The sequence below is a fragment of the Nitratireductor aquibiodomus NL21 = JCM 21793 genome (assembly GCF_000615975.1).
Taxonomy (GTDB): Bacteria; Pseudomonadota; Alphaproteobacteria; order Rhizobiales; family Rhizobiaceae; genus Nitratireductor; species Nitratireductor aquibiodomus.
In genome coordinates this window covers 1-24,452 of sequence record NZ_BAMP01000065.1, presented here as the reverse complement: position 1 = coordinate 24,452, position 24,452 = coordinate 1, and the positions used below count along the sequence as shown (strand labels likewise).

Genomic DNA, 24,452 nt, shown 5'->3' with positions numbered 1-24,452 from the left:
TGAAGCCCGCCGACGGCGATGCCGTGGACGGCGCGATCATCCTTGCGCGCCGGGCGGCGGAGGGGCGGGTGGCGTTTTAAACGAACGGGACAACCGCGTTGCATCAACGCTGTGCGTGGTTCGACAAGCTCACCATGAGGAATGGAATGGCTGGCACGACGGGTTGTGCAATCAAAGCCCTCCCTCATGGTGAGCTTGTCGAACCACGCACAGCGCCAGGGCCACGAAAATGAAGGCCCGCGCAACCTTAAGGGTCAATTCAAACCGGGCGCGGGCCGTTCCGTTTCAGCGCAGTTCCTTCCGCAGGATCTTGCCGACATTGGATTTAGGCAGTTCGTCGCGGAACTCGACATATTTCGGGCGCTTGTAGCCGGTGAGGTTCTCCTTGCAGAACTTCTTGAGGTCCTCTTCCGTCAGGTTCGCGTCCTTGCGGACCACGAAGAGCTTCGGCACCTCGCCTGAATGCTCGTCCTCGACGCCGACAATCGCTGCTTCCAGAACACCCGGGTGATTGGCGATCACGTCTTCCACCTCGTTGGGGAAGACCTTGAAGCCCGACACAACGATCATGTCCTTCTTGCGGTCGACGATGGTGACTTGGCCATCCTCGGCCATGGTGCCCATGTCGCCGGAACGGAAGAACCCGTCCTCGGTCATGACCTTGGCGGTTTCGTCCAGCCGGTTCCAGTAGCCCGCCATCACCTGCGGGCCACGAATGCAGATTTCGCCGACCTTGCCGAAGGGGAGGTTCTTGCCCTTGTCGTCACGGATGACGACGTCGGTGGACGAAATCGGATAGCCGATCGTGCCGGTAAACTCCTTCGCCGCAAAGCTGTTCACCGTGGCCACGGGTGAGGTTTCCGAAAGGCCATAGCCCTGCGAGATCACGCAGCCAGTGAGCTTCTGCCAGCGTTCGGCGACCGCACGCTGCACCGCCATGCCGCCACCGAAGGTGACAAGCAGGCTCTTGAAGGGAAGCTTGCAGAAATCCTCATTGTTCAGGAGCGCATTGAACAGCGTGTTGAGCCCCGGGAAAATGTGGAAGTCGTATTTCTGCAGCTCCTTCACGAAGGCAGGAATGTCGCGCGGATTGGGTATCAGCACATTGTTGCCACCGAGCTTCATGCCCATCAGCGCGTTCACCGTGAGCGCGTAGATGTGATAGAGCGGCAAGGCGCAGATCAGCACCGGCGCACCGGGCTTCGGCTTGCCGATATAGGCGCTGCGGAACCAGAGTTCATTCTGGATCACATTGGCCAGCACATTGCTGTGGGTGAGCGTCGCCCCCTTGGAAACGCCAGTCGTGCCGCCCGTATATTGCAGGAAGGCATTGTCCGAAAGCGCGATCTCTACCGGCCTGAGCCCATGGGACGCGCCCTTTTTGACCGCCTCCCTGAAGGAAACATGGCCCGGCAGCGACCAGGCGGGCACCATTTTCTTGACCCGGCGCACCACAAAATTGACGATATGGCCCTTGAGCCCCAGAAGCTCGCCCATCGAGGCAACAACCACGTGCTTCACCGAAGTCTTCGAGGCGACGGCCTCGAGCGTGTGGGCGAAGTTTTCCAGAATGACGATGGCTTCCGCACCCGCATCGTTGAGCTGATGTTCCAGCTCTCGCGGCGTGTAGAGCGGATTGACGTTGACCACCACGTAGCCGGCCCGCAGAACCGCCATCATGGCGACGGGATATTGCAGGACATTGGGCATCATCAGCGCAACGCGCGCGCCGCGCTCAAGCCCGAGCGACTGCAGATAGCCCGCGAAGTGCTGCGACATCTCCTCAAGGTCGCGGTAGCTGAGCGATTTGCCCATGCAGGTGAAAGCGGGGCGGTCTCCATAGGTCTTGCAGGCATCCACGAGCAATTCGCCAAGCGAATTGTTGGGGAAGTCGCCCATCTCGGCGGGAATGCCCTCGGGATAATGCTCCACCCATGGCCGGGGGATCCCGGCCTTGCGGGACGCCGGGGCTTTTTTCGGCGCAGCCCTGCCGGCAGAAGTCGCCGACTTCTTCGCCGCACCGGCTGCGGATTTCCCCGCCGGCTTCTTCGCCGCGGTCGATGCCGCTTTCTTGGCCGCCGTCTTGCCGCCCGTTCCGCCCTTTGCGGTGCGCGCGGTTTTCTCTTCACCCTTGGCGGGCGTCTTTGCGCTTTTTGCCAACTGCTCCTCCCAGAAAGAAAAACCAGCTATAACGTTTACGTTCACGTAATACCAAACGCAACACAAACCGTCATACGACGATTAGGCAAGCGCGCGGCATCATGATGATCTCCCCTCAAAAGGCGAGTGTATGGCGACAGTACGGGGTTTCACAAGTGCGATTGCGCCTCCCCGCCAGCGTGGTGGATTTGAAGATTGCCCCGCTCTCGGGGCGAGGCCGTTTTGCAGGCTTCAAATCCAAAAACCACACAGGAAACATGAATTTGCCTGTGCCCGGGTCGAACCCGAGATGCGCGCGGTGCCTCGGGATGGAGGGAGCGGCTTTCGAATTGCGGATACTGGTGCGATGACACCATAAGGCGTGCTCTGCATCACTGGCCGTAGCCTGCGTGTCCTTCCAGGAAGGTCAGTTCCTCCGGGCTGCTCTCCCGGCCCAGAACACGGTTGCGGTGCGGAAAGCGCCCAAAGCGGGCCACGATATCCCGATGCTCTATCGCGTATTTCAGTGCCTCTTCCTGGCCGAGCGACTTGAACAGCATGACGGCGCGCTCCTGATCGGCAAGCACTTCAGAATGCATGAACGGCATATAGAGAAACTGGCGCTCGCGCTCGCTCATTCCCTCATCGAGGCCTTTGTCGACGGCATGGCTGGCAACCCGCATGGCGAGCTCATCCGAGGCGAAAGCGCCCGGCCGGCGGCGATAAATGTTGCGCGGGAACTGATCGAGCACGATAACAGCGGCGAGAGCTGCCCCGGGATCGGTGAAAACGCTTTCCGGCAGATCGCGCATCAACGCTCATGAAGGGGGGAAAACCGCTCGCGGATCAGAGTGTCCGTCTCCTCGCTCACCGCAAACCATTCCCTGGGCGTCAGCGTCTCGAACCAGAAATCCAGAACCTCCTGCTGCCAGTTATCGCTCATGCGTTCTTCTCCTCGAAACGTCGACACTGTTGCGGATATGGTTTCTCTCATAGCCATACTACAAGAGCGCGAATGGAGTTTTGTTGCATCCGTTAACTCGGATTCGACAAATAATTGCATTTAAGGCGGTAAAGTGTTCGAGGGAGTTCCCTCCCTATTCGAACTTTGCTTATATGCCAGCTTCCAGGGCCTCGGGAGTGGGCCCATGTGAGAATCAGGGAGACCTCAATGAAAAGCAAACTGACCTTCGCGGCTGCGCTGTTGGCCGCCACGGTGCTGAGCGGCGCGGCCGGCGCAAAGACGCTTGTCTATTGCTCGGAAGGAAGCCCGGAAGGCTTCGACCCGGCGCTCTATACCGCGGGCACCACATTCGACGCATCGTCGAAGCCGGTCTACAACCGCCTTGTCCAGTTCGAGCCGGGCACAACCAAGACCATTCCGGGCCTGGCAGAGAGCTGGGAGATTTCGGACGACGGTCTCGAGGTCACCTTCAAGCTGCGTGAGGGTGTGAAGTTCCACACCACGGACTTCTTCACGCCGAGCCGCGACTTCAACGCCGATGACGTGCTGTTCTCGTTCAACCGTCAGCTTCAGGAAGACCATCCTTACCACGCCTATGTGGAAGGTGCTTCGTGGGAGTATTTCAACGGCATGTCCATGCCGGACCTCGTGAAGTCCATCGAAAAGGTCGATGACTACACGGTGAAGTTCGTGCTGACCCGTCCGGAAGCGCCGTTCATCGCCAATCTGGCCATGGACTTTGCCTCCGTCTTCTCGAAGGAGTACGCCGACAAGCTTGCCGAGGGCGGCAACCTCTCGGACCTGAACCAGAAGCCGGTCGGCACCGGCCCCTTCCAGTTCGTGGCTTACCAGCCTGACGCCGTGATCCGCTACAAGGCGCACCCGGACTACTGGAACGGCAAGCAACCGATCGACGATCTGGTGTTCGCCATCACCACCGAGGCATCCGTGCGCCAGCAGAAGCTGATCGCCGGCGAGTGCCACATCACGCCTTATCCGAACCCGGCCGACATCGAGAGTCTGAAGGCGAACGAAGCGCTGAAGGTTGACGAGCAGGAAGGCCTGAATGTCGGCTACCTTGCCTACAACACCAAGGTTGCGCCCTTCGACAATGCGAAGGTCCGCAAGGCGCTGAACATGGCGATCAACAAGGAAGCCATTCTCGACGCCGTGTTCCAGGGCGCCGGTCAGGCCGCCAAGAACCCGATCCCGCCGACAATGTGGTCGTATAACGACGCGGTCGAGGACGATCCGTACGATCCGGAAGCATCCAAGAAGATGCTTGAGGAAGCAGGCGTGAGCGACCTTTCCATGAAGGTCTGGGCAATGCCGGTGCAGCGTCCTTACAACCCGAATGCGCGCCGCATGGCCGAGCTGATCCAGGAGGATTTCTCCAAGGTCGGCGTGACGGTCGAGATCGTTTCCTACGAATGGGGCGAGTATCTTGAGCGCTCCAAGGCGGAAGACCGCGACGGCGCCGTGCTGCTTGGCTGGACCGGCGACAATGGCGATCCGGACAACTTCCTCGCCGTGCTTCTTGGCTGTGACGGTGTTGGCGGCTCCAACCGCGCCGTATGGTGCAACGAGGAGTTCGAGGGTCTGATCCAGAAGGCCAAGACGCTCTCTTCGCAGGAAGAGCGCGCCAAGCTCTATGAAGAGGCCCAGGTGGTCTTCAAGCGCGAGGCTCCGTGGGCAACCATCGCTCACTCGGTCGTCCACATGCCGATGCGCAAGGAAGTGACCGGGTACAAGATGGACCCGCTTGGCGGTCACGCCTTTGAAGGCGTAGACATCGCCGAATAGGCCCCTCACCGAGAACAGGAACCGGCGGCAGCGCGAGCTGTCGCCGGTCGTGTATTAGATGCTCCGTTTCTTTCTCTCCAGGCTGGCGCTGTTGATCCCCACATTCATCGGGGTGTCCATCGTCGCCTTTTCGTTCATTCGCCTTCTGCCCGGCGATCCGATCATGCTTCTGGCCGGCGAGCGCGGCATGAGCGAGGAGCGCTATCAGCAGCTCCAGGCGCTCTATGGCTTCGACCAGCCGCTGTTCGTACAGTATTTCAACTACATGACGGACCTGCTGCAGGGCGATTTCGGCACATCCATCGTCACCAAGAGGCCGGTGCTTCAGGAATTCCTGACACTGTTCCCGGCGACGATCGAGCTCTCGCTCTGCGCGATCATCGTGCGGTTGCCATTGGTGTGCCGCTCGGCGTGATCGCCGCCGTCAGGCGCGGTTCCTGGCTCGACCAGACCGTGATGGGCGCGGCCCTTGTCGGCTATTCCATGCCGATCTTCTGGTGGGGTCTACTCCTGATCATTCTGTTCTCCGGCATTCTTGGCTGGACGCCGGTGTCAGGCCGCATCTCGCTGCTTTATTTCTTCCCGCCGGTCACCGGCTTCATGCTGATCGACAGCCTTCTGTCGGGTCAGGCGGGTGCATTCAAATCCGCGCTTTCACATCTCATCCTGCCGACCATCGTTCTGGCCACGATCCCGCTTGCGGTGATCGCCCGCCAGACGCGCTCGGCCATGCTTGAGGTGCTGGGCGAAGATTATGTGCGCACAGCGCGCTCCAAGGGCCTGCCGCCGCGCCGGGTGATTGGCCTCCATGCGCTGCGCAACGCGCTCATCCCCGTGGTGACCACGATCGGTCTCCAGGTGGGCGTGCTGCTGGCCGGCGCGATCCTCACCGAGACGATCTTCTCCTGGCCGGGCATCGGCAAGTGGATGGTCGACAGCGTGTTCAAGCGCGATTATGCGGTGGTGCAGGGCGGTCTTCTGCTCATTGCCGCCATCATCATGATCGTGAACCTGATCGTGGACGTTCTCTACGGTCTGATCAATCCGAGAATCAGGCACTGACCATGAGCTCGACAAACACAAAAGATCCGAATGCCGCCGTCGGTCTCGAAGGCGGCACGGTCATCGCGGTCACGCGGCGCGCCCGCCTTGCGGAGTTCTGGTACTATTTCAGCCAGAACCGCGGCGCCGTGATCGGCCTTTATGTCTTCCTGGCAATCGTCGTCATTGCGCTTCTCGCGCCTGTGATCGCCCCGCACAGCCCAAGCCTGCAAAATCGCGGCTTCTTCCTTCTGCCTCCGGTCTGGCAGGAAGGCGGCAACTGGTCGTTCATCCTCGGCACCGATGCCGTCGGGCGCGACGTGCTCTCACGTCTCATCTACGGCGCGCGCTTCTCGCTCTTCATCGGCGTGGTGGTGGTATCAGTCGCCGTCTCCGTGGGCATTCTGGTCGGCCTCATCGCCGGTTATTTCCGTGGCGCGGTGGACACGGTCATCATGCGTGTGATGGACATCATCCTCGCCTTTCCGTCGCTGCTTCTGGCGCTGGTTCTGGTTGCCATTCTAGGGCCGGGTCTCGTCAACGCGATGATCGCCATCGCGCTGGTGCAGCAGCCGCATTACGTGCGCCTGACGCGTGCGGCGGTGATGTCGGAGAAGGGACGCGATTATGTGACGGCGGCACGCGTGGCCGGCGCGGGCAACATTCGGCTGATGTTCAAGACCATCCTGCCGAACTGTACCGCACCGCTGATCGTGCAGGCGGCGCTCTCCTTCTCGACCGCGATCCTCGATGCGGCGGCGCTGGGCTTCCTCGGCATGGGCGCACAGCCGCCCACACCCGAATGGGGCACGATGCTGGCCGAAGCGCGCGAGTTCATCCTGCGCGCGTGGTGGGTCGTCACCTTCCCCGGTCTTGCCATCCTGATCACCGTTCTCGCCATCAACCTGATGGGCGACGGTCTTCGCGATGCGCTCGATCCCAAGCTGAAGAGGTCGTGACATGAGTGATGCTCTTCTCGACATCCGCAATCTGAGCGTCGAATTCGAGACGGCGGGCGGCACCCTGCGCGCGGTGGACGGCGTTTCGCTGTCCGTCGAGGCGCGCGAGGTGCTGGCCATTGTCGGCGAATCGGGCTCTGGCAAGTCCGTCTCGATGCTGGCGGTGATGGGGCTTCTGCCCTGGACCGCAAAGGTCACGGCAGACGCCATGACTTTTCAGGGCCGCGACATCCTCAACCTGTCGCCTTCCGAACGGCGCAAGATCGTGGGCAAGGACATTGCCATGATCTTCCAGGAGCCGATCGCCAGCCTCAACCCGTGCTTCACGGTCGGCTTCCAGATCGACGAAACGCTGAAAATGCACACCGATCTTTCGGCCCGCCAGCGGCGTGACCGCACGGTGGAACTCTTCGAGGCGGTTGGCCTGCCCAATGCGTCCGACCGGGTGAACGCCTACCCGCATCAGATGTCGGGTGGCCAATGCCAGCGCGTGATGATCGCCATGGCCATTGCCTGCAACCCCAAACTCCTGATTGCCGATGAGCCGACCACCGCGCTCGACGTGACGATCCAGAAGCAGATTCTCGATCTTCTGGTGTCGATCCAGGCCGAGAAGAACATGGGCATGATCATGATCACCCATGACATGGGCGTGGTGGCGGAGACGGCCGATCGTGTGATCGTGCAGTACAAAGGCAAGAAGATGGAGGAAGCCGATGTGCTCTCCCTCTTCGAGAAGCCCCAGCACCCCTATACCAAGGCGCTGCTTTCGGCCCTGCCGGAGAATGCGACGGGCGACCGTCTGCCGACCGTCTCCGACTTCGCGTTCGATGAAGCGCCGCAGACGGGAGCACGCCCATGAGCGAGATCGTCCTGGAAACGCGCGGCATCACGCGCGACTATCACATCGGCGGCGGCTTTTTTGGCAAGGGCCGCACCATCAATGCGCTGAAGGGCATCGACCTGAAGGTCGAGAAGGGCAAGACGCTCGCCATCGTCGGCGAATCGGGCTGCGGGAAATCCACCCTCGCCCGCATCATGACGATGATCGATGCTCCCACCTCCGGCGAGCTGCTGATCGACGGCAAGCCGCTGGAGATCGGCAAGAAGGGTGTGGAGCCGGAGATGCGTCGCAAGGTGCAGATCGTGTTCCAGAACCCCTATGGATCGCTCAACCCGCGCCAGAAGATCGGTGACGTTCTGATGGAGCCGCTGATCATCAACGAGAACGTTCCGGTGAAGGAGCGGCGCGAACGCGCCATGGAAATGCTTTTGAAGGTCGGCCTGCAGGCTGAGCACTTCAACCGTTATCCGCATATGTTCTCCGGCGGCCAGCGCCAGCGCATCGCCATCGCGCGCGCGCTGATGCTGAGGCCGCGCCTGCTGGTGCTGGACGAGCCGGTTTCCGCGCTCGACCTTTCGGTGCAGGCGCAGGTGCTGAACCTTCTGGCGGACCTGCAGGAAGAGTTCGGCCTCACCTATGTCTTCATCAGCCACGACCTTTCGGTGGTGCGCTACATCGCCGACGAGGTGATGGTGATGTATTTCGGCGAAGCCGTGGAATACGGAACCCGCGATGCGGTGTTCACCGACCCGCAGCACGAATACACGCAATCGCTCTTTGCAGCGACGCCACGCGCCGATGTGGAAAGCATCAGGAAGCGGCTGGCGGAGAAGGCAGCGTAAGCCTGACACCTGGCAGTGTGAACGCGCCGCGCTGAAAGCCACGCGACAGCTCATCCCGGAAGCCCGAAGGGCTATCCGGGACCCATTGGAAGACTGTCATGGAGCGCAGCCCGGATGCGCTTCGGGCGCGTGTTGGGCCATTGGCTCCTTCTGTGGAGATCGGCCGTGCCTCTCAATGGGTCCCGGCTCGCGCTACGCTTGGCCGGGATGACGAAGGCGGATAGATGCACCAACCCGTCATCCCGGAAGCCGCAGGCTGTCCGGGACCCATTGGAAGGTTGTCATGAAGCGCGGCCCGGTTCTGCTTCAGGCGCATGTTGGGCCACCGGCTCCTGTTGTGGAGAGGGGCTGCGCCCCTCAATGAGTCCCGGCTCTCGCTGCGCTCGGCCGGGATGACGAGTGTGTAGCCTCCCAACCCCGCGTTCATTCACCCCTCTTTCGGCAGCGCGTAGCCTGTCTCTTCCGCCCAGCGCACATGCTCGCCCGCCTTTTCCAGCAGCCAAGTGCGCATGGCCATTGCCGAAGGGCTGACAGGCCCCCGCGACACCGAGGACAGATAATAGCTGTTGCGACCGGCAACGGAGGGACCGCAGGGACGCACCAGCCGGCCGTCACGCAACATCGCCGCCGCCGTGACATCGTCGCCAAGCGCCACGCCAAGCCCCCGTGCCGCCGCTTCCAGACAAAGCTGCGTGCGGTGAAAGATGAGATGGCCCGATGCGGCGCTGAGATTGGTGCCCTGTCGTCGCAGAAGCTCGTCCCATGTATTCACGCCGCGGTCGTAGATCAGCTTGTTGGCGATCAGCCCGTGGGTGCGCACATGCTCCGCCCGTTCAGGCGCGCAGACGGGAAAGATCGTGAAATCCAGAAACGGCTCGCGCGTGAACCCCGGCACATCAAGCCGGCCCCAGGTGAGGGCAAGGTCCGTGTCGGGTGCGATGGTGCGCGGCGGCTCGGGGTAGGAGCGCAGCTCAAGCTCGATGCCAAGGTCCTCCAGCACCGCGTCGGTCAGTAGCGGCATGAGCCAGAGTGCGGCCAGGTCGGAATCTGACTCCAGAACCACGCGCCCCTTTGCGTTGCGTGTTGCGCGCGTGCCCGTGTCGAGCGAGATCAGCATCAGCGCATCGGCGACAATCTCTGCGTAACGCGCGCCACCCGGTGTGAGTGCCACCTGCCGGTGTCGGCGCTCGAACAATGGCATGCCGAGCTCGGCCTCGAGATTCTTGATGTAGCGGCTGACCGAGGCATGAGTGACGCCGAGCTCTGCAGCGGCGCGCGAAAAGCTCTGATGCCGGGCTGCCGCGTCGAATGCCCTGACGGCGTTGAGATTGGGCAGGCGATGTCTCATCGCTTTAGCGTAACATAAACGCACACAACGGGAAGAATAATTTCTATTGTGTAAAGCGGCCGTAGACCCCAAATAGGAACTGTAGCGATGGGTTGACTGGTCAAACCCGGCGGCACATCGCAGCAGACTCTCTACATTGCCAACCCTCTCAAGGAGGTTCTGATGTCGCACTACACGGTGGGCGTTGGTTCCAGCCCTGAATTGCAGCGCTATGCGCGGCAGGCGAACAAGGCCCGTTCCACGGTTCTGAAGCACGCCCTGACCGCAATTGGTACGCGGATCGGGCACATCTGGCGCAAGCGACAGGCACGCCGCCAATTGGTGGAGCGGACCCGGTTTGAGACCGCCTGGACTGAGCGCCTATACGCTTTTGGAACACGACAGATAAGGGCCGGACCCGACAGCGGATCCGGCCCTTATTGCATCTGTACTTTCGCTTCGATCACACCACCATGACAGGACAATTGGCAAGGCTGGTGACCTTGTGGGACACACTGCCCAGGAGATAGCCTTCCAGATCGCCAAGACCGCGACTGCCGAGTACGATCAGGTCCACCTCCCGCTCTTTGCCAAACTTCACGATGGTGCGCGCCGGCTGGCCGCTTTTCACGAAGGCGCGCGGGCTTTCGGCGCCCATTTCCACTGCCGCCTTCTTGGCGGCATCGGCGATCTCCTTGGCGTGCTCGCGCATGGCGTCGTCGAGGTTCTGCGGGTCATCGGGCCGCACCATGGACATTGACGCCTCCAGAAGGCTGTGATGTCGGAACACGGTCAATGTCATCAGCTCGGCGCCGGTGGTCTTCTGCATCTCGACCCCCATCTTCAGTGCCTTGAGCGAATTCTCCGAGCCGTCGACCGGGACGAGTATCCTTTTGAACATCGGCTCTCTCCTAATCGAATGCCAGGCTGGGCAGGAACAGCGCAATCTGCGGGAAGAAGATCAGTGCTGCCGACACCCCGAGCAGGATGAGGGTGAAGGGCGGAATGCCCCGTATCACATCCATGTAGGGCCGTTTGAAGATGGCTATGGCCGTGAAGATGTCACACCCGAATGGTGGCGTGGCGGAACCGATGGCCACCTGCAGCGTGATGATCGTGCCGACCAGAACCTTGTCGAGGCCAACCGAATCGACAACCGGCGCAAAGATCGGCACCAGAACGAGGATCACCACGATCGGATCGACGAACATGCAGCCGACAAAAAAGGCGATCGAGATGACGGCGAGCACCATTTTCGGGCCCATCTCATCAATGCCGATGGCGCCGAGAATTTCCTGCGGGATCTGCGCGAAGGAAATAACCCATGAAAAGGCCGTGCCGGCGGCAACAAGGATGAACACCACGGCAGTAATGAGCCGGTGGACTTGGAGATCTTGTAGATGTCGGGAATGGAGAGCGAGCGGAAGATCACCAGCTCAAGGAATAGCGCATAGGCCACGCAGATGGCCGCCGCCTCCGTAGGGCTGACGATGCCGCCATAGATGCCGCCGACGATGATGACCGGGAAGAAAAGCGGCCAGATGGCTGCGCGCACGGCGGCGACGCGCTCGCGCCATGGCGCTTTCGGCTCGGTCGGCACGCCTTTTACGGTCGCATAGATGATGCAATAGGCGGAGAACAGGACCAGAAGCAGAAGTCCCGGCCCGATGCCGGCGATGAAGAGCTCGGCGATCGACGTCTTGGAGACGACGCCATAGATAATCATGCCGATTGAAGGCGGTATGAGAAACGCGATGTCGCTGGCGTTGATGATGAGCGCCAAAACGAAGGAATCGTTGTAGCCGGCCTTGAGCATGCGCGGGCGCAGCGGCGAGCCGACCGCGACCACCGTGGCCTGTGTCGAGCCGGAGACCGCGCCGAAAAGGGTGCAGGCCGTGGCGGCGGAAACCGCGAGACCGCCCTTGATGTGGCCGATAAACTTCATGACCATGTCGATCAGCCGGTCGGCGGACTGACCACGCGTCATGATGTCGGCGGCGAGGATGAACATGGGAACGGCGATCAGCGAAGCCGGGCGAATGCCCGCCAGCATCTGCTGAACCATGAAGTCCATGCGGTCGAAACCGCCGAAAAGACCGTAAAAGCCGTAGGCCGCGCCCAGAATGAGCGGAATCATCATCGGGAAGCCGAACAGCAGCAGCACGATCATGATGGTGGAAATTTTGAGTGTCATGGTCGTGGCCCCGCTCAGATCTCGATTTCATCTTCCTCATATCCCTCCAGCACATGGGTGGAGAGATAGATGTCTTTCTGGACGACGTTCTTCAGCGCGGTGAGCGCATACTGCACACCGGTGATGAAGAACCCGACGGGGACCCAGAGGTAGATCCAGTAGACGGGGATCTGCATGGCCGAAAGAACACGGCCGGACTTGGCCACCTTGGCGATGTAGCCGATAGCGAAATAGCAGAGCGCGAACATGGTGAGCGCGGTGATCACCGTGATGACAATCATCAGCACCTTGCGTGTCTTTGCCGGCAAGGCGTCGTAGAGCGCCGACATGCGGATGTGTCGGCCGTGCCGGGCGGCATAGCCAATGCCGGCGAAGGTGATCAGGATGATGAGGATGCGGTTGAGCTCCTCGGAAAAGAAGATCGTGCTGCCGATGGCGCGGCTAACGACATTGGCGATGGTGTTGACCGCCATGAGCATGACGCCGAGCGCAAGCATGACCGATTCTATGCGGCTGATGGCATTGTCGAACATGCCGATCACGCCGGGCAGTGTGGATTCGTAGTGTTCGCTGTGCGGTTCAGATTTCTGGTCTTCACTGCCCATCTTCATTCCCCTCAATGAGATGACGGAACCCCGCGACCGGAAAGGCCGCAGGGTCCAGCTTGTTATTGCTCAAGGCAGCGAATTATTGCGTCGCCGCCTTCAGGTCTTCCTTCATCTGGTCAAGGATCTTCTTGCCGCTGTCGCCCGTCATCTCGATGAACTTGGCTTCCACCTGGGCGGCCGCTTCCTTGAAGGGAGCGCGCTGCTCTTCGGTGAGATCGCTGATCGTCATCTCGGGCTTGGCTTCCTTGATCTTGGCGAGCGACTCTTCGCTCAGGCCCTTCTGGTATTCGAGAATATGCTCGAATGCCGCATCGGCAGCGTCCTGAACGACCTTCTTGTCCTCGTCGCTGAGGCCATCATAGAAGTCTTTGTTGGCCATCACTGCGGTGGTGAAGTTGTTGTGGCCGGTGAGCGTGATCGCGCCGGTCACCTCATACATCTTCGTGGACTCGACCCAGAAGAGCGGGTTTTCCTGTCCCTGAATGATGTTGGTCTGGAGACCGCCATAGACCTCGCCCCAGGGAAGCGGCGTCGGCGTTGCGCCGAATGCCTTGTAGCTCTCCACCAGAAGCGGATTTGTCATGACGCGGAACTTCACCTCGTTGAGGTCTTCAGGCTTCTCCACCGGGTCTTTGGTGTTCATCACCACCTCGCCCTCGGGGAACATCTTGAGAAGCTCGAGGCCCTGCTCTGCATAGAGCTCCGGGAACATCTCGTTGATGGCCTTGGAGTTGCGGAAGAACTCACCCAGATCTTCCGACTTGGCTGGAAGCAGGTAGGGAACGAAGAAGACCTGCGCCTCCGGGATAAGCGCGCCGGTGAAGCCGGGCGACTGGTCGACGAACTGCAGGATGCCGGCCTGCGCCTGCTCCATGATGTCGGCGGATTCACCCAGCGTGCCGAAGGGGAAGAGCTGAATCTCGTGGTCCGAGTTGGCCTCGACCTCTTCCTTGAATTTCTGGGCGTAAATGCCTGAACGTCCGTCATCGCTTCTTCGAAGGCGTATTTCCAGGTCTCCGCCTGAGCTGCGACGGCACCGGCCAGCACGATCGCGGTGCTGGCGAGACCTGCCATTAAGCGGGATTTGATGGAACGCATTCTGTTCTCCTCTGGTCTTTTAACAAACTGGTCAGGCAAAAAAACACTCACGCCCGCACCGACGCTGCGGCACGGGCAGACGTTCTTGAATGAGCGTCGTCAGCTGGCCGGGAACCAGCCAGGCACGGTCGCGATGCCGCGTAGACGTGCTTTTGCCGGGAACTTGCGACGCCGCTTCTTGCTGCGCCCGAGAAGCAGGGGGAACGAAGTGGCACTCGCCAGATCCGGAGCGATGACCGCCCGGTGTCGGCACAACGCACGCAAACGACCACACCGCGCCGGTGTGGCCCCAACGTTCAAGCCGATCATTTGGAGTGCGTTCAAACGCCCCTCCTTGCTCCCTGTCGTCGTTCGACCCGGCCAGCGTGAAACAGACGCGCGGCAGAGTCAATCGATTGTTAAATCGATTGTTTCCATGGTCAAAACGAGCCGCGACCAACAAAGTTCCACCCAGGGCGAAACTTATTGTTTTCAGCTGCAAGGAAACGTGGGGAAAGAACCGCCGGATTGCCCGCAACGGCCTGGGCAACCCGGCTTGAATACTAGAGCGGCTCACCGTTTCACCGAAACGCCGCTCCGCTCTATCTGTCTGTTTTTCCGCGTGTATGAGGACGTCAGGTGATTCTATCTGACTGCAAAAAATGCTCTAGACGCGGGCAGCCGCCTGCCGGTTCAGGACTTCCCGAAGATTGAAGGCTGCTTCCATCAGATCCTTCGTGTATTCGCTCTGTGGATTGTCGAAGACCTCGCTGGTCGGCCCTTCTTCCACGACCTTCCCGGACCGCATCACGATCGCATAGTCGGAGAGCGCCTTCACCACGGCCAGATCGTGGCTGATGAAGATGAAGGACAGGTTGTGGCTCTCCTGGATGCGCCTGAGCAGGGTGATGATCTGCTTCTGCACCGACCGGTCGAGCGCCGATGTCGGCTCATCCAGAACGATCACGGTGGGTTTCAGGATCACCGCGCGGGCGATGGCGATGCGCTGACGCTGACCACCCGAGAATTCATGCGGGAAGCGGTTGCGCATGGATGGATCGAGTCCAACCTCCTCCAGCGCCTGAATGGCGCGCCTGTCGCGCTCTCGTCCGGACAAGCTCGGCTCATGCACCAGAAGCCCCTCGGTGATGATCTCACCCACGGTCATGCGGGGGCTAAGCGAGCCATAGGGGTCCTGAAACACCATCTGCAGATTGCGCCGGAACGGTCGCATGGCCGCGCGGTCAAACCCCTGAATGGACGTGCCCTGATAAACCACTCGCCCCTCGGACGGCAGAAGCTGCAGGAGCGCGCGACCGAGCGTGGACTTGCCCGACCCCGATTCACCGACGATGCCGATGGTCTGGCCGGCGCGCAGCGTCAGCCCGACATTCTGCACCGCCTTCACCTCGTAGCCCGGACCGGACAGGAAGCCGCCCTTGATGGTGAAGGTCACACACATATCCCTGGCATCGAGCAGGATTGGCTGGTCATCGCCCACCGGCGGCTTGTGGCCCTCCGGTTCGGCGGCCAGCAGCATTTTCGTGTAATCCTTCTGCGGCCGCTGGAAAATGTCTTCTGTCCCGCCGGTCTCCACCACGAGCCCTTTCTGCATCACATAGACGCGGTCGGCAAAGGCCTCGACGATGCCGAGATCATGGGTGATGAAGAGGATAGCCATTCCGAGCTTCTTCTGCAGCTCGGCCAGCAGGCCGAGAATCTCGGCCTGGATGGTCACATCCAGCGCCGTTGTCGGCTCGTCGGCGATCAGAAGGTCCGGATCATTGGCGAGCGCCATGGCGATCATCACGCGCTGGCGCTGACCGCCCGAAAGCTCGTGCGGATAGGATTTCATTCGCCGCTCGGGATCGGGAATGTGGACGAGTTTAAGCAGCTCCAGCGCGCGCTGGCGCGCCGCCCCGGCCGAAAGCCCGCCATGCACCCGGATCGGCTCGCAGATCTGCCGCTCGATCGTGTAGAGCGGATCGAGCGAGGTCATCGGCTCCTGGAAGATCATGGTGATCTTGGCGCCGCGGATCCTGTTGAGCTTCGCGCGCGGCAGGCCGATGAGTTCCTGCCCGCGATAGGTGACGGAACCGGAGACGGAGCCGTTGGCGGCCAGAAGCCCCATCGACGCCATCATGATCTGGCTCTTGCCCGATCCAGATTCGCCCACGACGGCGACCGTTTCGCCGGCGTTCACATGCATATCCACGCCCCGCACCGCCTCGACTGCGCCATCGGGCGTGTCGAAGGTGACGCGGATGTCGCGGATATCGAAGATGCGTTCCTCGTTCTGCTTCATCATGTCACCGGTCCTTCGGATCGAGCGCATCGCGCAGGCCATCGCCCAGGAAGTTGAGCGCGAACAGGAGCGCTGTGAGCGCCAGCGACGGATAAAGCAGCATGTAGGCCGCACCGCGCATGTTGCGCGCGCCCTCGGAGATCAGCACGCCCAGACTGGTGAGCGGCTCCTGCACGCCAAGGCCGAGGAAGGAGAGGAAGCTCTCCAGAAGAATGACCTTGGGCACCAGCAGCGTCATGTAGATGATCACTGGGCCGAGCGTGTTGGGGATGATGTGGCGCTTCAGGATGCCACGAGAGCCTACGCCCAGCGCCTCGGCCGCCTGCACGAACTCACGCCGTCTCAGCGCGATGGTCTGCCCACGCACAATGCGCGCCATGTCCAGCCACTCGACCGCGCCGACGGCAATGAACATCAGGACGACGTTTCGTCCGAAGAACACCACGAGAAGAATGGCGAAGAAGGTGAAGGGCAGCGAGTACAATATGTCGACGATGCGCATCATGATGTTGTCGACGCGCCCGCCCAGGAAGCCGGCTGTGGCTCCGTAGATCACGCCGATCAACAGCGCCACGCCGGTGGCGAGTGCGCCGATCATCAACGAGATGCGGATCGAGATCAGCACGCGTGCGAACAGGTCGCGCCCGTTCGCATCCGTTCCGAATATGAAGCGCAGACGCTGAACGTCCGCCTCCATGACGATTGACCTGTTGTCGCCCGCCTGCTCGACCACGCGGGCGTTCGAAAACAGATCCGAGCGGTCGAGATAGCGCGTCACGCGCGGATCGATCTCGCGGCTGGATGTTGCTTCGATGCGCAGCGTGTTGCCATCAAGCTCGATGGAGCTGGTTTCAAGCCGCGCCCGCGACAGGGCGGATTCGGCCAGTGGCACGATCTCAGCCTGACGCGGATAGGGCTCGAGGCTGGCCGGCACCTTCACGAAGTCCGAATAGACGCGCGCATAGGGATGCGGCGCCAGCATCGGACCGAAAATGCCCGCAAACACGAACAGGATGAGGATGAAAAGGCTGGCCATGGCGGCGCGGTTTCTGCGCAGCCGCATGAAAGCCGTTTCCCAGAGCGAGCGGCTCCTGGTGGTCGGCAGCTCGCCCTCGGGCGGCAGTTGGCCGGTGGCGATGTCAGTCATAACGCACTCTCGGATCCAGCGCCGCATAGAGGAGGTCGACGATCAGATTGAAGACCACCACGAAGACGGCGATGATGATGACGGTGCCCATGACCAGCGTGTAATCGCGGTTCAGGGCGCCCTGAACGAAGTAACGGCCGATGCCCGGCAGGCCGAAGATGGTTTCCACCACCACGGAACCCGTCAGAAGCGCGGCTGCGGCAGGCCCCAGATAGGAAATCACCGGCAGACAGGCCGCCCGCAGCGCATGAACGACCACGATCATGCGCGTCGGCAGGCCATAGGCACGCGCGGTGCGCACATGGTCGGAGCGAAGCGCCTCGATCATAGAGCCGCGTATCAGGCGGGCGATGATTGCCACCTGCGGCAGGGCGAGCGTGATGACGGGCAGCACCATGGATTCAGGACTGTTCCAGCCGCCGGCCGGCAACAGGCTGAACCACACGCCAAAAATGAGCGACAGAAGCGGGGCGACCACGAAGTTCGGCACGGTGATGCCGAATGTGGCAACCGCGATGACCGAATAGTCGATCCATGAATTCTGGCGCAGCGCGGCGATACTGCCGAGCACGCAGCCGATCAGCAGCGCGACGAGCAGGGCCATGCCACCGAGCTGGATGGACACGGGCAGGCCATTGCCGAGCAGTTGCTGAACGGAGAAATCGCGATAGATGAAACTCGGCCCCAGATCGCCACGGGCGAGATTGCCGAGATAATAGAAATACTGTTCCCAGACAGGCTTATCGAGGTGGAAAACACGGTTCAGGTTTTCCAGGACCTTCGCTTCCAGCGTGCGCTCGCGGTCGAAGGGGCCGCCCGGCGCCACCCGCATCAGGAAGAAGGCGAAAGTGACGATCAGGAACAGGGTCGGAATCGCGCCGAGAAGACGGCGCACGGCATAACCGAGCATCGCTACCAACTCTCATGCTGGTTCGATGCCGCCCGGCCCTCTGAAGGACCGGGCGGGGATATCGAACGCTGTTGTTACTCGCTGATGCTCATGAAGCGCGTCCCATGGACGTTCTGGATGTTGTCTTCCCAGCCATTGAGCTTGGGCGACACCAGAGACAGGGACGAGTAGAAGAGAAGCGGGATGTAAGGCATGTCAGCCATGAACATCGCTTCGGCTTCACGCAGGATGTCGGCCCGCTTGACCAGATCGGTCTCGGCAGCGGCCTTGTCCATCAGTGCGTCATAGTCCGGGTTCTCGTACTGAGCGTAGTTGAAACCGGTGTTGTCGCTCTCGACCAGGAACAGGAAGTTCTGCGGGTCGGAGTAGTCGCCGATCCAGCCGGCGCGCGCCACGTCGAAATCCTTCTGGTCGCGCAGGTTCGCATAGTGAGCGGACAGGTCGCGGACATTGAATTCGACATTGACGCCAAGCGGCTTCCACATGTCGGCAATCGCGGTCGCCGTGTTCTTGTGGTTCTCGGAGTTGTTGTAGGCAAGCTCGACCGTGACCGGATTGTCCGGCCCATAGCCTGCTTCCTTCATGAGTTCGATGGCCTTGTCTTCGCGGTCGAGCAGGGACATCTCGGCCCAGTCTGCCTGCGAACCGCCGCCCTCATAGTTGCCGATGCCGGGCGGAACCAGCGAGTAAGCGGGCAGCATCGCGCCGGCCCAGATCTCGTCGCCCAGGAACTCGCGGTCGATGACCATGGCAAGCGCCTGACGCACCTTCGGATCCGACATCGCTTCGCGCTTCATGTTGAGCGAGTAATAGTAGGTGCCGAGATAGGGCGAAATGCGGACCTGATCGCCCAGACGCTCCTTCATGGACTTGATCTGCTCGGTCGGCAGATCGGAGCAGCTCATAACCTCTCCCGCTTCGAAGCGGCGCACGCAGGTGGCACGATCCTCGAACGGAATGTATTCAATGCGGTCGATCTGAACGCTGTCGGCATCATGGAAGTTCTCGTTCTTCTCCATGACGATCTTGTCGCCCGGCGTGAAGGAAACGAGCTTATAGGCGCCGTTGGTGACGATGTTCTCGGGCTGCACGAAATCCGTGCCATGCGCCTCGACAGCCTTCGGGTTCACCGGCAGGCCGGTCTGGTGCGTGAGAAGCTCAAGGAAGAACGGGGTCGGCTGCTCGAGCGTGATTTCGAGCGTGCGGTCGTCGACCGCCTTCACACCCATCTGATCGGGTTCCATCTCACCCTTGTTGATCGCCTCTGCGTTCTTGATCGGGTAGAGAATGTTTGCGTATTTCGCGCCCGTGTCCGGCGTCATGATGCGGCGCAGTGAGAAGACGAAATCCTCGGCCACGACCGGGTCGCCATTCGACCATTTAGCGTCTTCGCGCAGGTTGAAGGTGTAGACCGTACCGTCGTCGGAAACGCTCCATTCCTCGGCCACGCCTGGAATGATCTTGGCGCCGGCATCATAGACAACCAGGCCTTCGTAGAGATCGCGCATCAGGTGGGCTTCAGCCACCAGCGACGTCTTGTGCTGGTCCAGCGTTTCCGGATCGCCATCATTGCCGCGCACATATGTAACGGCAGAGGCTGCCATCACCGACGACACCAGAATTGTGCCCGCGAGCAGCGGCCGTACCAGGGATTTCAACATTTCCCGCACTCCCATTTTCTTGCTTGCTTGTCATCCAACCAAAGGATGAGAGAGGCGGCATTTGGCAACGAAATGCCGTATACGTCAAACGCTTTTGGGTGCATTTCCCAAAGGTTGCAAGAAATGCGCAACAATCCCCGCTGGTATGCACTATCCTTAGAAACAAAATTACCTAAAAGCCGAGGCAATCCACCCGAAGCATCAGGGCACCCCGACGGTCGGCCACACAACGGTGTGTATGCATAGAGTGCATCGCACGCCGCGTCCCTGCGGCAGGCTTGCGGATGCAGAGGAACGCCAGCCGGGCCTCGCGGCGCATGCGTGCTGCGTTGACGGATGCGGTGGCGCAAATCATTATCAAGCATAACAATCGCAAGCCTGCGTGGGTTCTCTTGGAAAACTCGGACACACCGCAAATCGCACGGGAGAGCACGCCGCCCAGGGAGGCGGCCAATCTGTGTCCGGCGCACTTTGAGACGCTGTTCAGCCACTGCCGTCCCGAGCGCTACAGGGCAGGCGACTATCTCTTCATGCATGAAGACCCGGCAGACCGAATCTACGGCGTCGTGTCGGGCACGGTGGAGATTTCCACCTATTCCATCAGCGGCCGCAAGCTCGTCGCCAATATCGAGCTTTCGCGCAGCCTCATCGGCGAGATCGGCGCGCTCGACGGCGGTGCCCGAACAGCAAGCGCCATCTGCCTGACCGATTGCGAACTGGTATCGCTGAGCCGAACGCAGCTGATGCGAAAGCTCGCAGAAGATGCCTCGCTGGCGCTGACGATGATCGAACTCCTGTGCGCACGCCTGCGCTGGGTCAGCAATGAACGCAATGACCAGGCGCTGCTCAAGGTGGAAGCGCGGCTTGCCAAACGCCTTCTCCTGCTCGGCGACAGGCTCGCCGACGATGGCGGCTGGATCAGGATTTCCCAGTCCGAGCTCGCCGCCTTTCTCGGCGCGACGCGCGAATCCGTGAACAAGATGCTCAATGCCTGGCGCAACGAAGACCTGATTGCCATCAGGCGCGGCGCCATCAGGCTGGTCTCGCGGGCGGGCCTTCAGGAGATCGTCCACCTGGACGACGAGTGATCACAATCTGGACAGGAGATAACGCAGGCTCGACCGGCTCGGCATGAAGAAATAGCCGCCGCCGCGCGTGGTCACGAAGCCTGGCAGATCACGCAGAACCAGCCGCCCCTCATCCATCGGGATGGAAAAACGCCCCTTGCCTTCATTGGCGCCAATGGTCGGATCCTTCTCGTCCGTCAGCCCCTGAAAGAAGGATGACGACACCCAGCTCTGCTGCATGAACTCGTATTGCCGCTCGATATCGGCATTGAGACACATGAAAAGCAGCCCCGCTTCCTGACCGTTTTTATAGGTGCGGCCGCAACGCAGGATGCGGTGGCGGTTGTTGATCCTGAGCTGGGTTTCGGGATCGTCCCCGAGCGAGTCTCTGGGGTTCGAGCGGCGCACATGCGAGCCAAGCGGGCAATGGAGCCCCTGCGGATCTTCGGCGGCGAAGGTGAAGTCGTTGTCGGGTTCACGGTCCGGGCGGCCATTGGGATTGCGCACCAGCGAGGTGCCGTCCTGCCAGCGCCCGACCATCTTGGCCGCGATCCACTTCGAATCGACCGCGGCGTTGCCCGTCTCGGTGCGCAGCGCCTCCGCCGCGTGCCGGCAATAGGTGTTGAAGGTCGAAACATGCTGCTCGAGCTGGCGGATCACCATGAAACTGCCATTGCGCCCGAAATCGCGCATGGTCGCCTTCCTGCCGAAGAGCGGCGCTGCATCTCCGGTCTCCAGCGCCGGGAGTATGCCCTCGCTGTCTTCGGCTTCGGCGACGGCTGGAGAGGGCGGATAGAACCCATTCTCATCCGGATAGCCAAGCACGAACTCGCCGGGTTCAATGAGGTGCATGGACGACGTGCCCCCGTTTGCACGCGGCGTGCCGCGCACGATGGGCTGGGATATGCCGTCGGCGAACCCGAAATGCTCGACAGCGTGCCTGCCCTCTCTCCTGATCTCGAGCGGTAGCTGCGCAACGCGCCGCACGCCGGCTTTGTCCGTTGCATGCAGCAGGGACTGGATGTCCGTATCGAGCGTTTCATAACTGCCCGCATAGCAGATGACAGCCACATCGACCGGTTTCTCCTGCGAGCCCCAGGCCCAGCGCTCCGGCGCGCTCTTGCCGATATCGTCGAGAACGCGACTGCGCGCCTCAGTCGCCATGCCCTGCCGAAAGGCGGCCGGAAATCCGTCCAGGCGGTCATCGCCCGGGCGTTCCCCAAGGCCCAGCCGTCTCAGCCCTTCCGGCCCAAGAAGGGTGATCATGGCCCGCTCGGGCGGAAGCTGATTGCCGAAACTGGTGCATTCCAGCAAAAACGCCAACCACTCCCGCCGCGCAGCGCACGGCAGGTCCGCCGGGATATGGAAGGCGAGCATTTCCGCTTTCGCGAGCGGGCCAAGGGGTCCGAAGAAGATCGACTGGATCTCTTCGGTTTCAAGTGTATCGCGCGGGCGCGGTTGCGAACCGAAGAGCCGCAGCCAGTCGCGCGCTTCGCTTTCGGTTTCCGCTTTCGCTATCCCACTGCGAATCAGCGAATTGATGCGGATGCGGCTGGTGGTGAGGCCGGGATAGGCCGCATACCAGAAGAGCGTCGGCACCTGCTGTGCCCGCGCCCAGCGCTTGAAACGGTCGCCATCGGTCGCCCCGTCACGGAACAGCATGCGCGTTTTGGGAAAGCCTGCCGTATTGCTCCAGACCCCGGTCAGGCCGGCATGGGCCTTGGTGATGAAATCCTCCAGATAGCTCTCCCAGCTGCCGCCGTAATTGCTCAGGAAGACAAGCTGTTTCGTTGCCGGCAGCAGCACCCAGCGGGCGAAGTGGATCGTGTTGATGTCGGCGAGATATCCGGGCCGGAACACCTGCCGCGCCATGATCGAGATCAGGTAAAAGGAGAGCCGGAGCGAAAGACGCCTCAGCCAGCCTCCCTTCAGTGTGGATACGGCTGTCAGGTGGTTTTGCGCCAGGTGGTTCTCGCGCTTTGCGATCTCTTCCAGAAGCGCCAGGTCCGCGTTCCGGTCGATCGGAACATCGCGTTTTTCCAGGCGCCGCAGATAGAGGGTCAGAAGCCCGCCCATGAAGGCGAGAAGCATTGTGACACCGATCAGGGTGAGTACGATGGAGGTGCCGACGATCAGCAGATTGCGAAAGAAGCCGGGTGCATAGCCGAACACCAGCGAATAGGTGATGGCGAGGCAAATGAGGAGCGTGACGGTGACCGTCACCAGAACCTTCGGCGCGCGCAATGTGCGCTTCACCGCGCTGGCAACACTGCCTGCCGGTTTCTCCAGAAGCGTTTCGGCGGGCTCGAATGCCCAGTCGAAGCGGCCATCGCCCATGAGCTTCTGCCTTACCCGATCAAGAATTGCACCGGCCTCGGCACCGTCAGGCACCGCTGCGATTTCCGCACGCGCGGCCTCCTCCAGTTCCGCCTCTGCCCGGATGCGCTGCACCGAATGACCGGGCGCGCCCGAGAACACGAGCCCGGCATCGCTGCCGAAGGTCGGAGAGATATCCAGCGCGCTCTCACGGATGAGCACACCGGCAGGCCGGTGCCCGGTCGTTCCGCATGCCATGGCAAGGAGATCGCGCAACACGGGTTCGGTGGCGTTCACAAAGGCATCCACGACATCGCCCTTCGTGCCGTCGCCCGACAGTTCAATGACCAGATGGCCGGCGCTCTTCGCCGCCTCATCGCCCTGCCCGTCGATCACGGCGATGCTGGCGAAGTGAATCACGCCGCTTTCGTCCAGCGCGCTCTTCATTGCCTCGCCCACCGGATTGCCGAGCGCGTCGACCTTCGCGCGCAAGGCAGCCATCGGGGTATCCCTGGCGCAGGGGATCACCGCCGTCACCATGGCGTGTTCGACCGTCCTTGAAAGCGGGGCCGGATCAAAACAGACCATGAGGCTTTCGGGATAGGCTCCGAGCCGCTTCAGGCGCCCCTCTTTCCCGCCGGCACGCTGCAGCCCGGGCTTTGAGAAGAGCGCGCGAAAGCACTCGGCAATCTGAATCCGGGCTATCGCCGCACCGATGCACTGGTGAATGCCGTAACCGAAGACCATGTAGTCCCGCGCGGGCCGGTCCATGTCAAAGCGCTCCGGTTCGCGCACCGCCGCAGGATCGAACATGGCCGAGAGTGTCGCCGGCATGACTGTTGTGCCCGCCTTTATCTTCCGTTCCCGCCGCGTCCCTTTGGCAATCACCGCATCGCGCGCCGTGTAGCGGAACGGGCCGACCCAGATGGGCTTGAAGCGCATCGCCTCAAGGATGGCGCGTTCGAGACGTGCATTGTCGCCGGCTGCGATCGCCTCTTCCACCGCCCGCCGCGCCTCGGGTCTGGAAAGCACGACATCAAGCAATTGCCGCTCGCCAGAAGATTGGTGGGCGTGAAGCCGGCAATCATGCCCAGCATGATGGCATGGATATCGCCGAGGCTGACCTGCGGGTCTTCCGCGTCGAGCATCCCGACGAGGCGGCCAAGCGGTGTGGAGCCGCCCACCGCCCCCTCGCGCACCGCCGCGATGGACCGGTCGATCGCACGCCGTACACGGTCTGCTGCAACC

The 24,452-nt window shown here is 61.5% G+C and carries 18 protein-coding genes and 2 pseudogenes; 7 read left to right on the top strand and 13 right to left on the bottom strand.

All coding sequences use genetic code 11. The annotated features are described in order from the left end of the window. Positions 1 to 285: 285 nt before the first annotated feature. The 3 genes from JCM21793_RS16260 to JCM21793_RS31020 all read right to left on the bottom strand — a co-directional run bounded on the left by JCM21793_RS16260 (position 286) and on the right by JCM21793_RS31020 (position 3,082). Complete coding sequence (locus tag JCM21793_RS16260) at positions 286 to 2,160, bottom strand: long-chain-fatty-acid--CoA ligase (RefSeq protein ID WP_025031042.1); 1,875 nt, start codon at positions 2,158 to 2,160, stop codon at positions 286 to 288. A gap of 371 nt (positions 2,161 to 2,531) precedes the next feature. Beyond that, positions 2,532 to 2,951, bottom strand: coding sequence for a DUF924 family protein (locus JCM21793_RS26530; protein WP_280113531.1), 420 nt, complete (start codon positions 2,949 to 2,951; stop codon positions 2,532 to 2,534). Next, positions 2,951 to 3,082, bottom strand: a complete 132-nt coding sequence (locus JCM21793_RS31020) for a DUF924 family protein (RefSeq protein ID WP_280113530.1) — start codon at positions 3,080 to 3,082, stop codon at positions 2,951 to 2,953. The genes JCM21793_RS26530 and JCM21793_RS31020 overlap by 1 nt, the downstream gene beginning before the upstream one ends. 228 nt (positions 3,083 to 3,310) lie before the next feature. On the opposite strand from JCM21793_RS31020, the gene JCM21793_RS16250 reads away from it, so the two are divergent. From JCM21793_RS16250 to JCM21793_RS16230, 5 genes and pseudogenes are all read left to right on the top strand, one after another. Beyond that, positions 3,311 to 4,906 (top strand): ABC transporter substrate-binding protein, encoded by a 1,596-nt coding sequence (locus JCM21793_RS16250; protein WP_025031041.1) that lies wholly within the window; start codon positions 3,311 to 3,313, stop codon positions 4,904 to 4,906. Positions 4,907 to 4,964: 58 nt separating this feature from the next. Then, positions 4,965 to 5,968 (top strand): annotated as a pseudogene (locus tag JCM21793_RS26525) (ABC transporter permease subunit). Positions 5,969 to 5,970: 2 nt separating this feature from the next. After that, the gene (locus tag JCM21793_RS16240) at positions 5,971 to 6,906 is read left to right on the top strand and encodes an ABC transporter permease subunit (protein WP_025031040.1); all 936 of its coding nucleotides are present in this window, start codon (positions 5,971 to 5,973) and stop codon (positions 6,904 to 6,906) included. A gap of 1 nt (position 6,907) precedes the next feature. Further along, complete coding sequence (locus tag JCM21793_RS16235) at positions 6,908 to 7,768, top strand: ABC transporter ATP-binding protein (RefSeq protein WP_025031039.1); 861 nt, start codon at positions 6,908 to 6,910, stop codon at positions 7,766 to 7,768. Then, positions 7,765 to 8,592: an ABC transporter ATP-binding protein gene (locus JCM21793_RS16230; RefSeq protein ID WP_025031038.1), complete on the top strand. Its 828-nt coding sequence runs from the start codon at positions 7,765 to 7,767 to the stop codon at positions 8,590 to 8,592. The genes JCM21793_RS16235 and JCM21793_RS16230 overlap by 4 nt, the downstream gene beginning before the upstream one ends. Before the next feature lie 427 nt (positions 8,593 to 9,019). Here JCM21793_RS16230 and JCM21793_RS16225 read toward each other — a convergent pair whose 3' ends face one another. The 5 genes and pseudogenes from JCM21793_RS16225 to dctP all read right to left on the bottom strand — a co-directional run bounded on the left by JCM21793_RS16225 (position 9,020) and on the right by dctP (position 13,640). Then, the gene (locus JCM21793_RS16225; RefSeq protein ID WP_025031037.1) at positions 9,020 to 9,940 is read right to left on the bottom strand and encodes a LysR family transcriptional regulator; all 921 of its coding nucleotides are present in this window, start codon (positions 9,938 to 9,940) and stop codon (positions 9,020 to 9,022) included. A gap of 442 nt (positions 9,941 to 10,382) precedes the next feature. Beyond that, positions 10,383 to 10,820 carry a universal stress protein gene (locus tag JCM21793_RS16220; protein WP_007008767.1) on the bottom strand — a complete coding sequence of 146 codons (438 nt, stop codon included), beginning with the start codon at positions 10,818 to 10,820 and terminating at the stop codon, positions 10,383 to 10,385. Positions 10,821 to 10,830: 10 nt separating this feature from the next. Continuing rightward, positions 10,831 to 12,113 (bottom strand): annotated as a pseudogene (locus JCM21793_RS26520) (TRAP transporter large permease). 14 nt (positions 12,114 to 12,127) lie between these two features. After that, a complete protein-coding gene (locus JCM21793_RS16210) occupies positions 12,128 to 12,718 on the bottom strand; it encodes a TRAP transporter small permease (RefSeq protein WP_100213191.1) in 591 nt (196 codons plus the stop codon). Between the two features lie 82 nt (positions 12,719 to 12,800). Beyond that, positions 12,801 to 13,640 (bottom strand): TRAP transporter substrate-binding protein DctP, encoded by an 840-nt coding sequence (gene dctP, locus JCM21793_RS26515; protein ID WP_244423471.1) that lies wholly within the window; start codon positions 13,638 to 13,640, stop codon positions 12,801 to 12,803. Between the two features lie 168 nt (positions 13,641 to 13,808). On the opposite strand from dctP, the gene JCM21793_RS29515 reads away from it, so the two are divergent. Next, the gene (locus JCM21793_RS29515; RefSeq protein WP_162175229.1) at positions 13,809 to 14,441 is read left to right on the top strand and encodes a hypothetical protein; all 633 of its coding nucleotides are present in this window, start codon (positions 13,809 to 13,811) and stop codon (positions 14,439 to 14,441) included. Between the two features lie 24 nt (positions 14,442 to 14,465). Here the strand turns inward: JCM21793_RS29515 and JCM21793_RS16200 are convergent, their stop codons facing one another. From JCM21793_RS16200 to JCM21793_RS16185, 4 genes are all read right to left on the bottom strand, one after another. Continuing rightward, the gene (locus JCM21793_RS16200; RefSeq protein ID WP_036540604.1) at positions 14,466 to 16,106 is read right to left on the bottom strand and encodes an ABC transporter ATP-binding protein; all 1,641 of its coding nucleotides are present in this window, start codon (positions 16,104 to 16,106) and stop codon (positions 14,466 to 14,468) included. A 1-nt stretch (position 16,107) separates the two neighbouring features. Beyond that, a complete protein-coding gene (locus tag JCM21793_RS16195; protein ID WP_007008763.1) occupies positions 16,108 to 17,250 on the bottom strand; it encodes an ABC transporter permease in 1,143 nt (380 codons plus the stop codon). Further along, a complete protein-coding gene (oppB, locus tag JCM21793_RS16190; RefSeq protein WP_007008762.1) occupies positions 17,243 to 18,160 on the bottom strand; it encodes an oligopeptide ABC transporter permease OppB in 918 nt (305 codons plus the stop codon). Before oppB ends, JCM21793_RS16195 begins: the two co-directional genes overlap by 8 nt. Before the next feature lie 74 nt (positions 18,161 to 18,234). After that, entirely contained in the window at positions 18,235 to 19,821 is a 1,587-nt protein-coding gene (locus JCM21793_RS16185) for a peptide ABC transporter substrate-binding protein (RefSeq protein WP_025031035.1), read from the bottom strand. Between the two features lie 284 nt (positions 19,822 to 20,105). Between JCM21793_RS16185 and JCM21793_RS16180 the strand changes: the two genes are divergently transcribed. Continuing rightward, positions 20,106 to 20,909 (top strand): Crp/Fnr family transcriptional regulator, encoded by an 804-nt coding sequence (locus JCM21793_RS16180; protein WP_025031034.1) that lies wholly within the window; start codon positions 20,106 to 20,108, stop codon positions 20,907 to 20,909. Here the strand turns inward: JCM21793_RS16180 and JCM21793_RS26510 are convergent, their stop codons facing one another. Beyond that, the gene (locus JCM21793_RS26510; protein ID WP_051556219.1) at positions 20,910 to 24,248 is read right to left on the bottom strand and encodes a cytochrome P450; all 3,339 of its coding nucleotides are present in this window, start codon (positions 24,246 to 24,248) and stop codon (positions 20,910 to 20,912) included. Between the last annotated feature and the right edge of the window lie 204 nt (positions 24,249 to 24,452).

Bases quoted from the DNA above. Each gene is read 5' to 3' on its own strand.
- JCM21793_RS26530 (WP_280113531.1), bottom strand. From the start codon at position 2,951: ATGCGCGATCTGCCGGAAAGCGTTTTCACCGATCCCGGGGCAGCTCTC.
- JCM21793_RS31020 (WP_280113530.1), bottom strand. From the start codon at position 3,082: ATGAGCGATAACTGGCAGCAGGAGGTTCTGGATTTCTGGTTCGAGACG.
- JCM21793_RS16250 (WP_025031041.1), top strand. From the start codon at position 3,311: ATGAAAAGCAAACTGACCTTCGCGGCTGCGCTGTTGGCCGCCACGGTG.
- JCM21793_RS16240 (WP_025031040.1), top strand. From the start codon at position 5,971: ATGAGCTCGACAAACACAAAAGATCCGAATGCCGCCGTCGGTCTCGAA.
- JCM21793_RS16235 (WP_025031039.1), top strand. From the start codon at position 6,908: ATGAGTGATGCTCTTCTCGACATCCGCAATCTGAGCGTCGAATTCGAG.
- JCM21793_RS16230 (WP_025031038.1), top strand. From the start codon at position 7,765: ATGAGCGAGATCGTCCTGGAAACGCGCGGCATCACGCGCGACTATCAC.
- JCM21793_RS16225 (WP_025031037.1), bottom strand. From the start codon at position 9,940: ATGAGACATCGCCTGCCCAATCTCAACGCCGTCAGGGCATTCGACGCG.
- JCM21793_RS16220 (WP_007008767.1), bottom strand. From the start codon at position 10,820: ATGTTCAAAAGGATACTCGTCCCGGTCGACGGCTCGGAGAATTCGCTC.
- JCM21793_RS16210 (WP_100213191.1), bottom strand. From the start codon at position 12,718: ATGGGCAGTGAAGACCAGAAATCTGAACCGCACAGCGAACACTACGAA.
- JCM21793_RS29515 (WP_162175229.1), top strand. From the start codon at position 13,809: ATGGAACGCATTCTGTTCTCCTCTGGTCTTTTAACAAACTGGTCAGGC.
- JCM21793_RS16200 (WP_036540604.1), bottom strand. From the start codon at position 16,106: ATGATGAAGCAGAACGAGGAACGCATCTTCGATATCCGCGACATCCGC.
- JCM21793_RS16195 (WP_007008763.1), bottom strand. From the start codon at position 17,250: ATGACTGACATCGCCACCGGCCAACTGCCGCCCGAGGGCGAGCTGCCG.
- oppB (WP_007008762.1), bottom strand. From the start codon at position 18,160: ATGCTCGGTTATGCCGTGCGCCGTCTTCTCGGCGCGATTCCGACCCTG.
- JCM21793_RS16185 (WP_025031035.1), bottom strand. From the start codon at position 19,821: ATGTTGAAATCCCTGGTACGGCCGCTGCTCGCGGGCACAATTCTGGTG.
- JCM21793_RS16180 (WP_025031034.1), top strand. From the start codon at position 20,106: ATGCAGAGGAACGCCAGCCGGGCCTCGCGGCGCATGCGTGCTGCGTTG.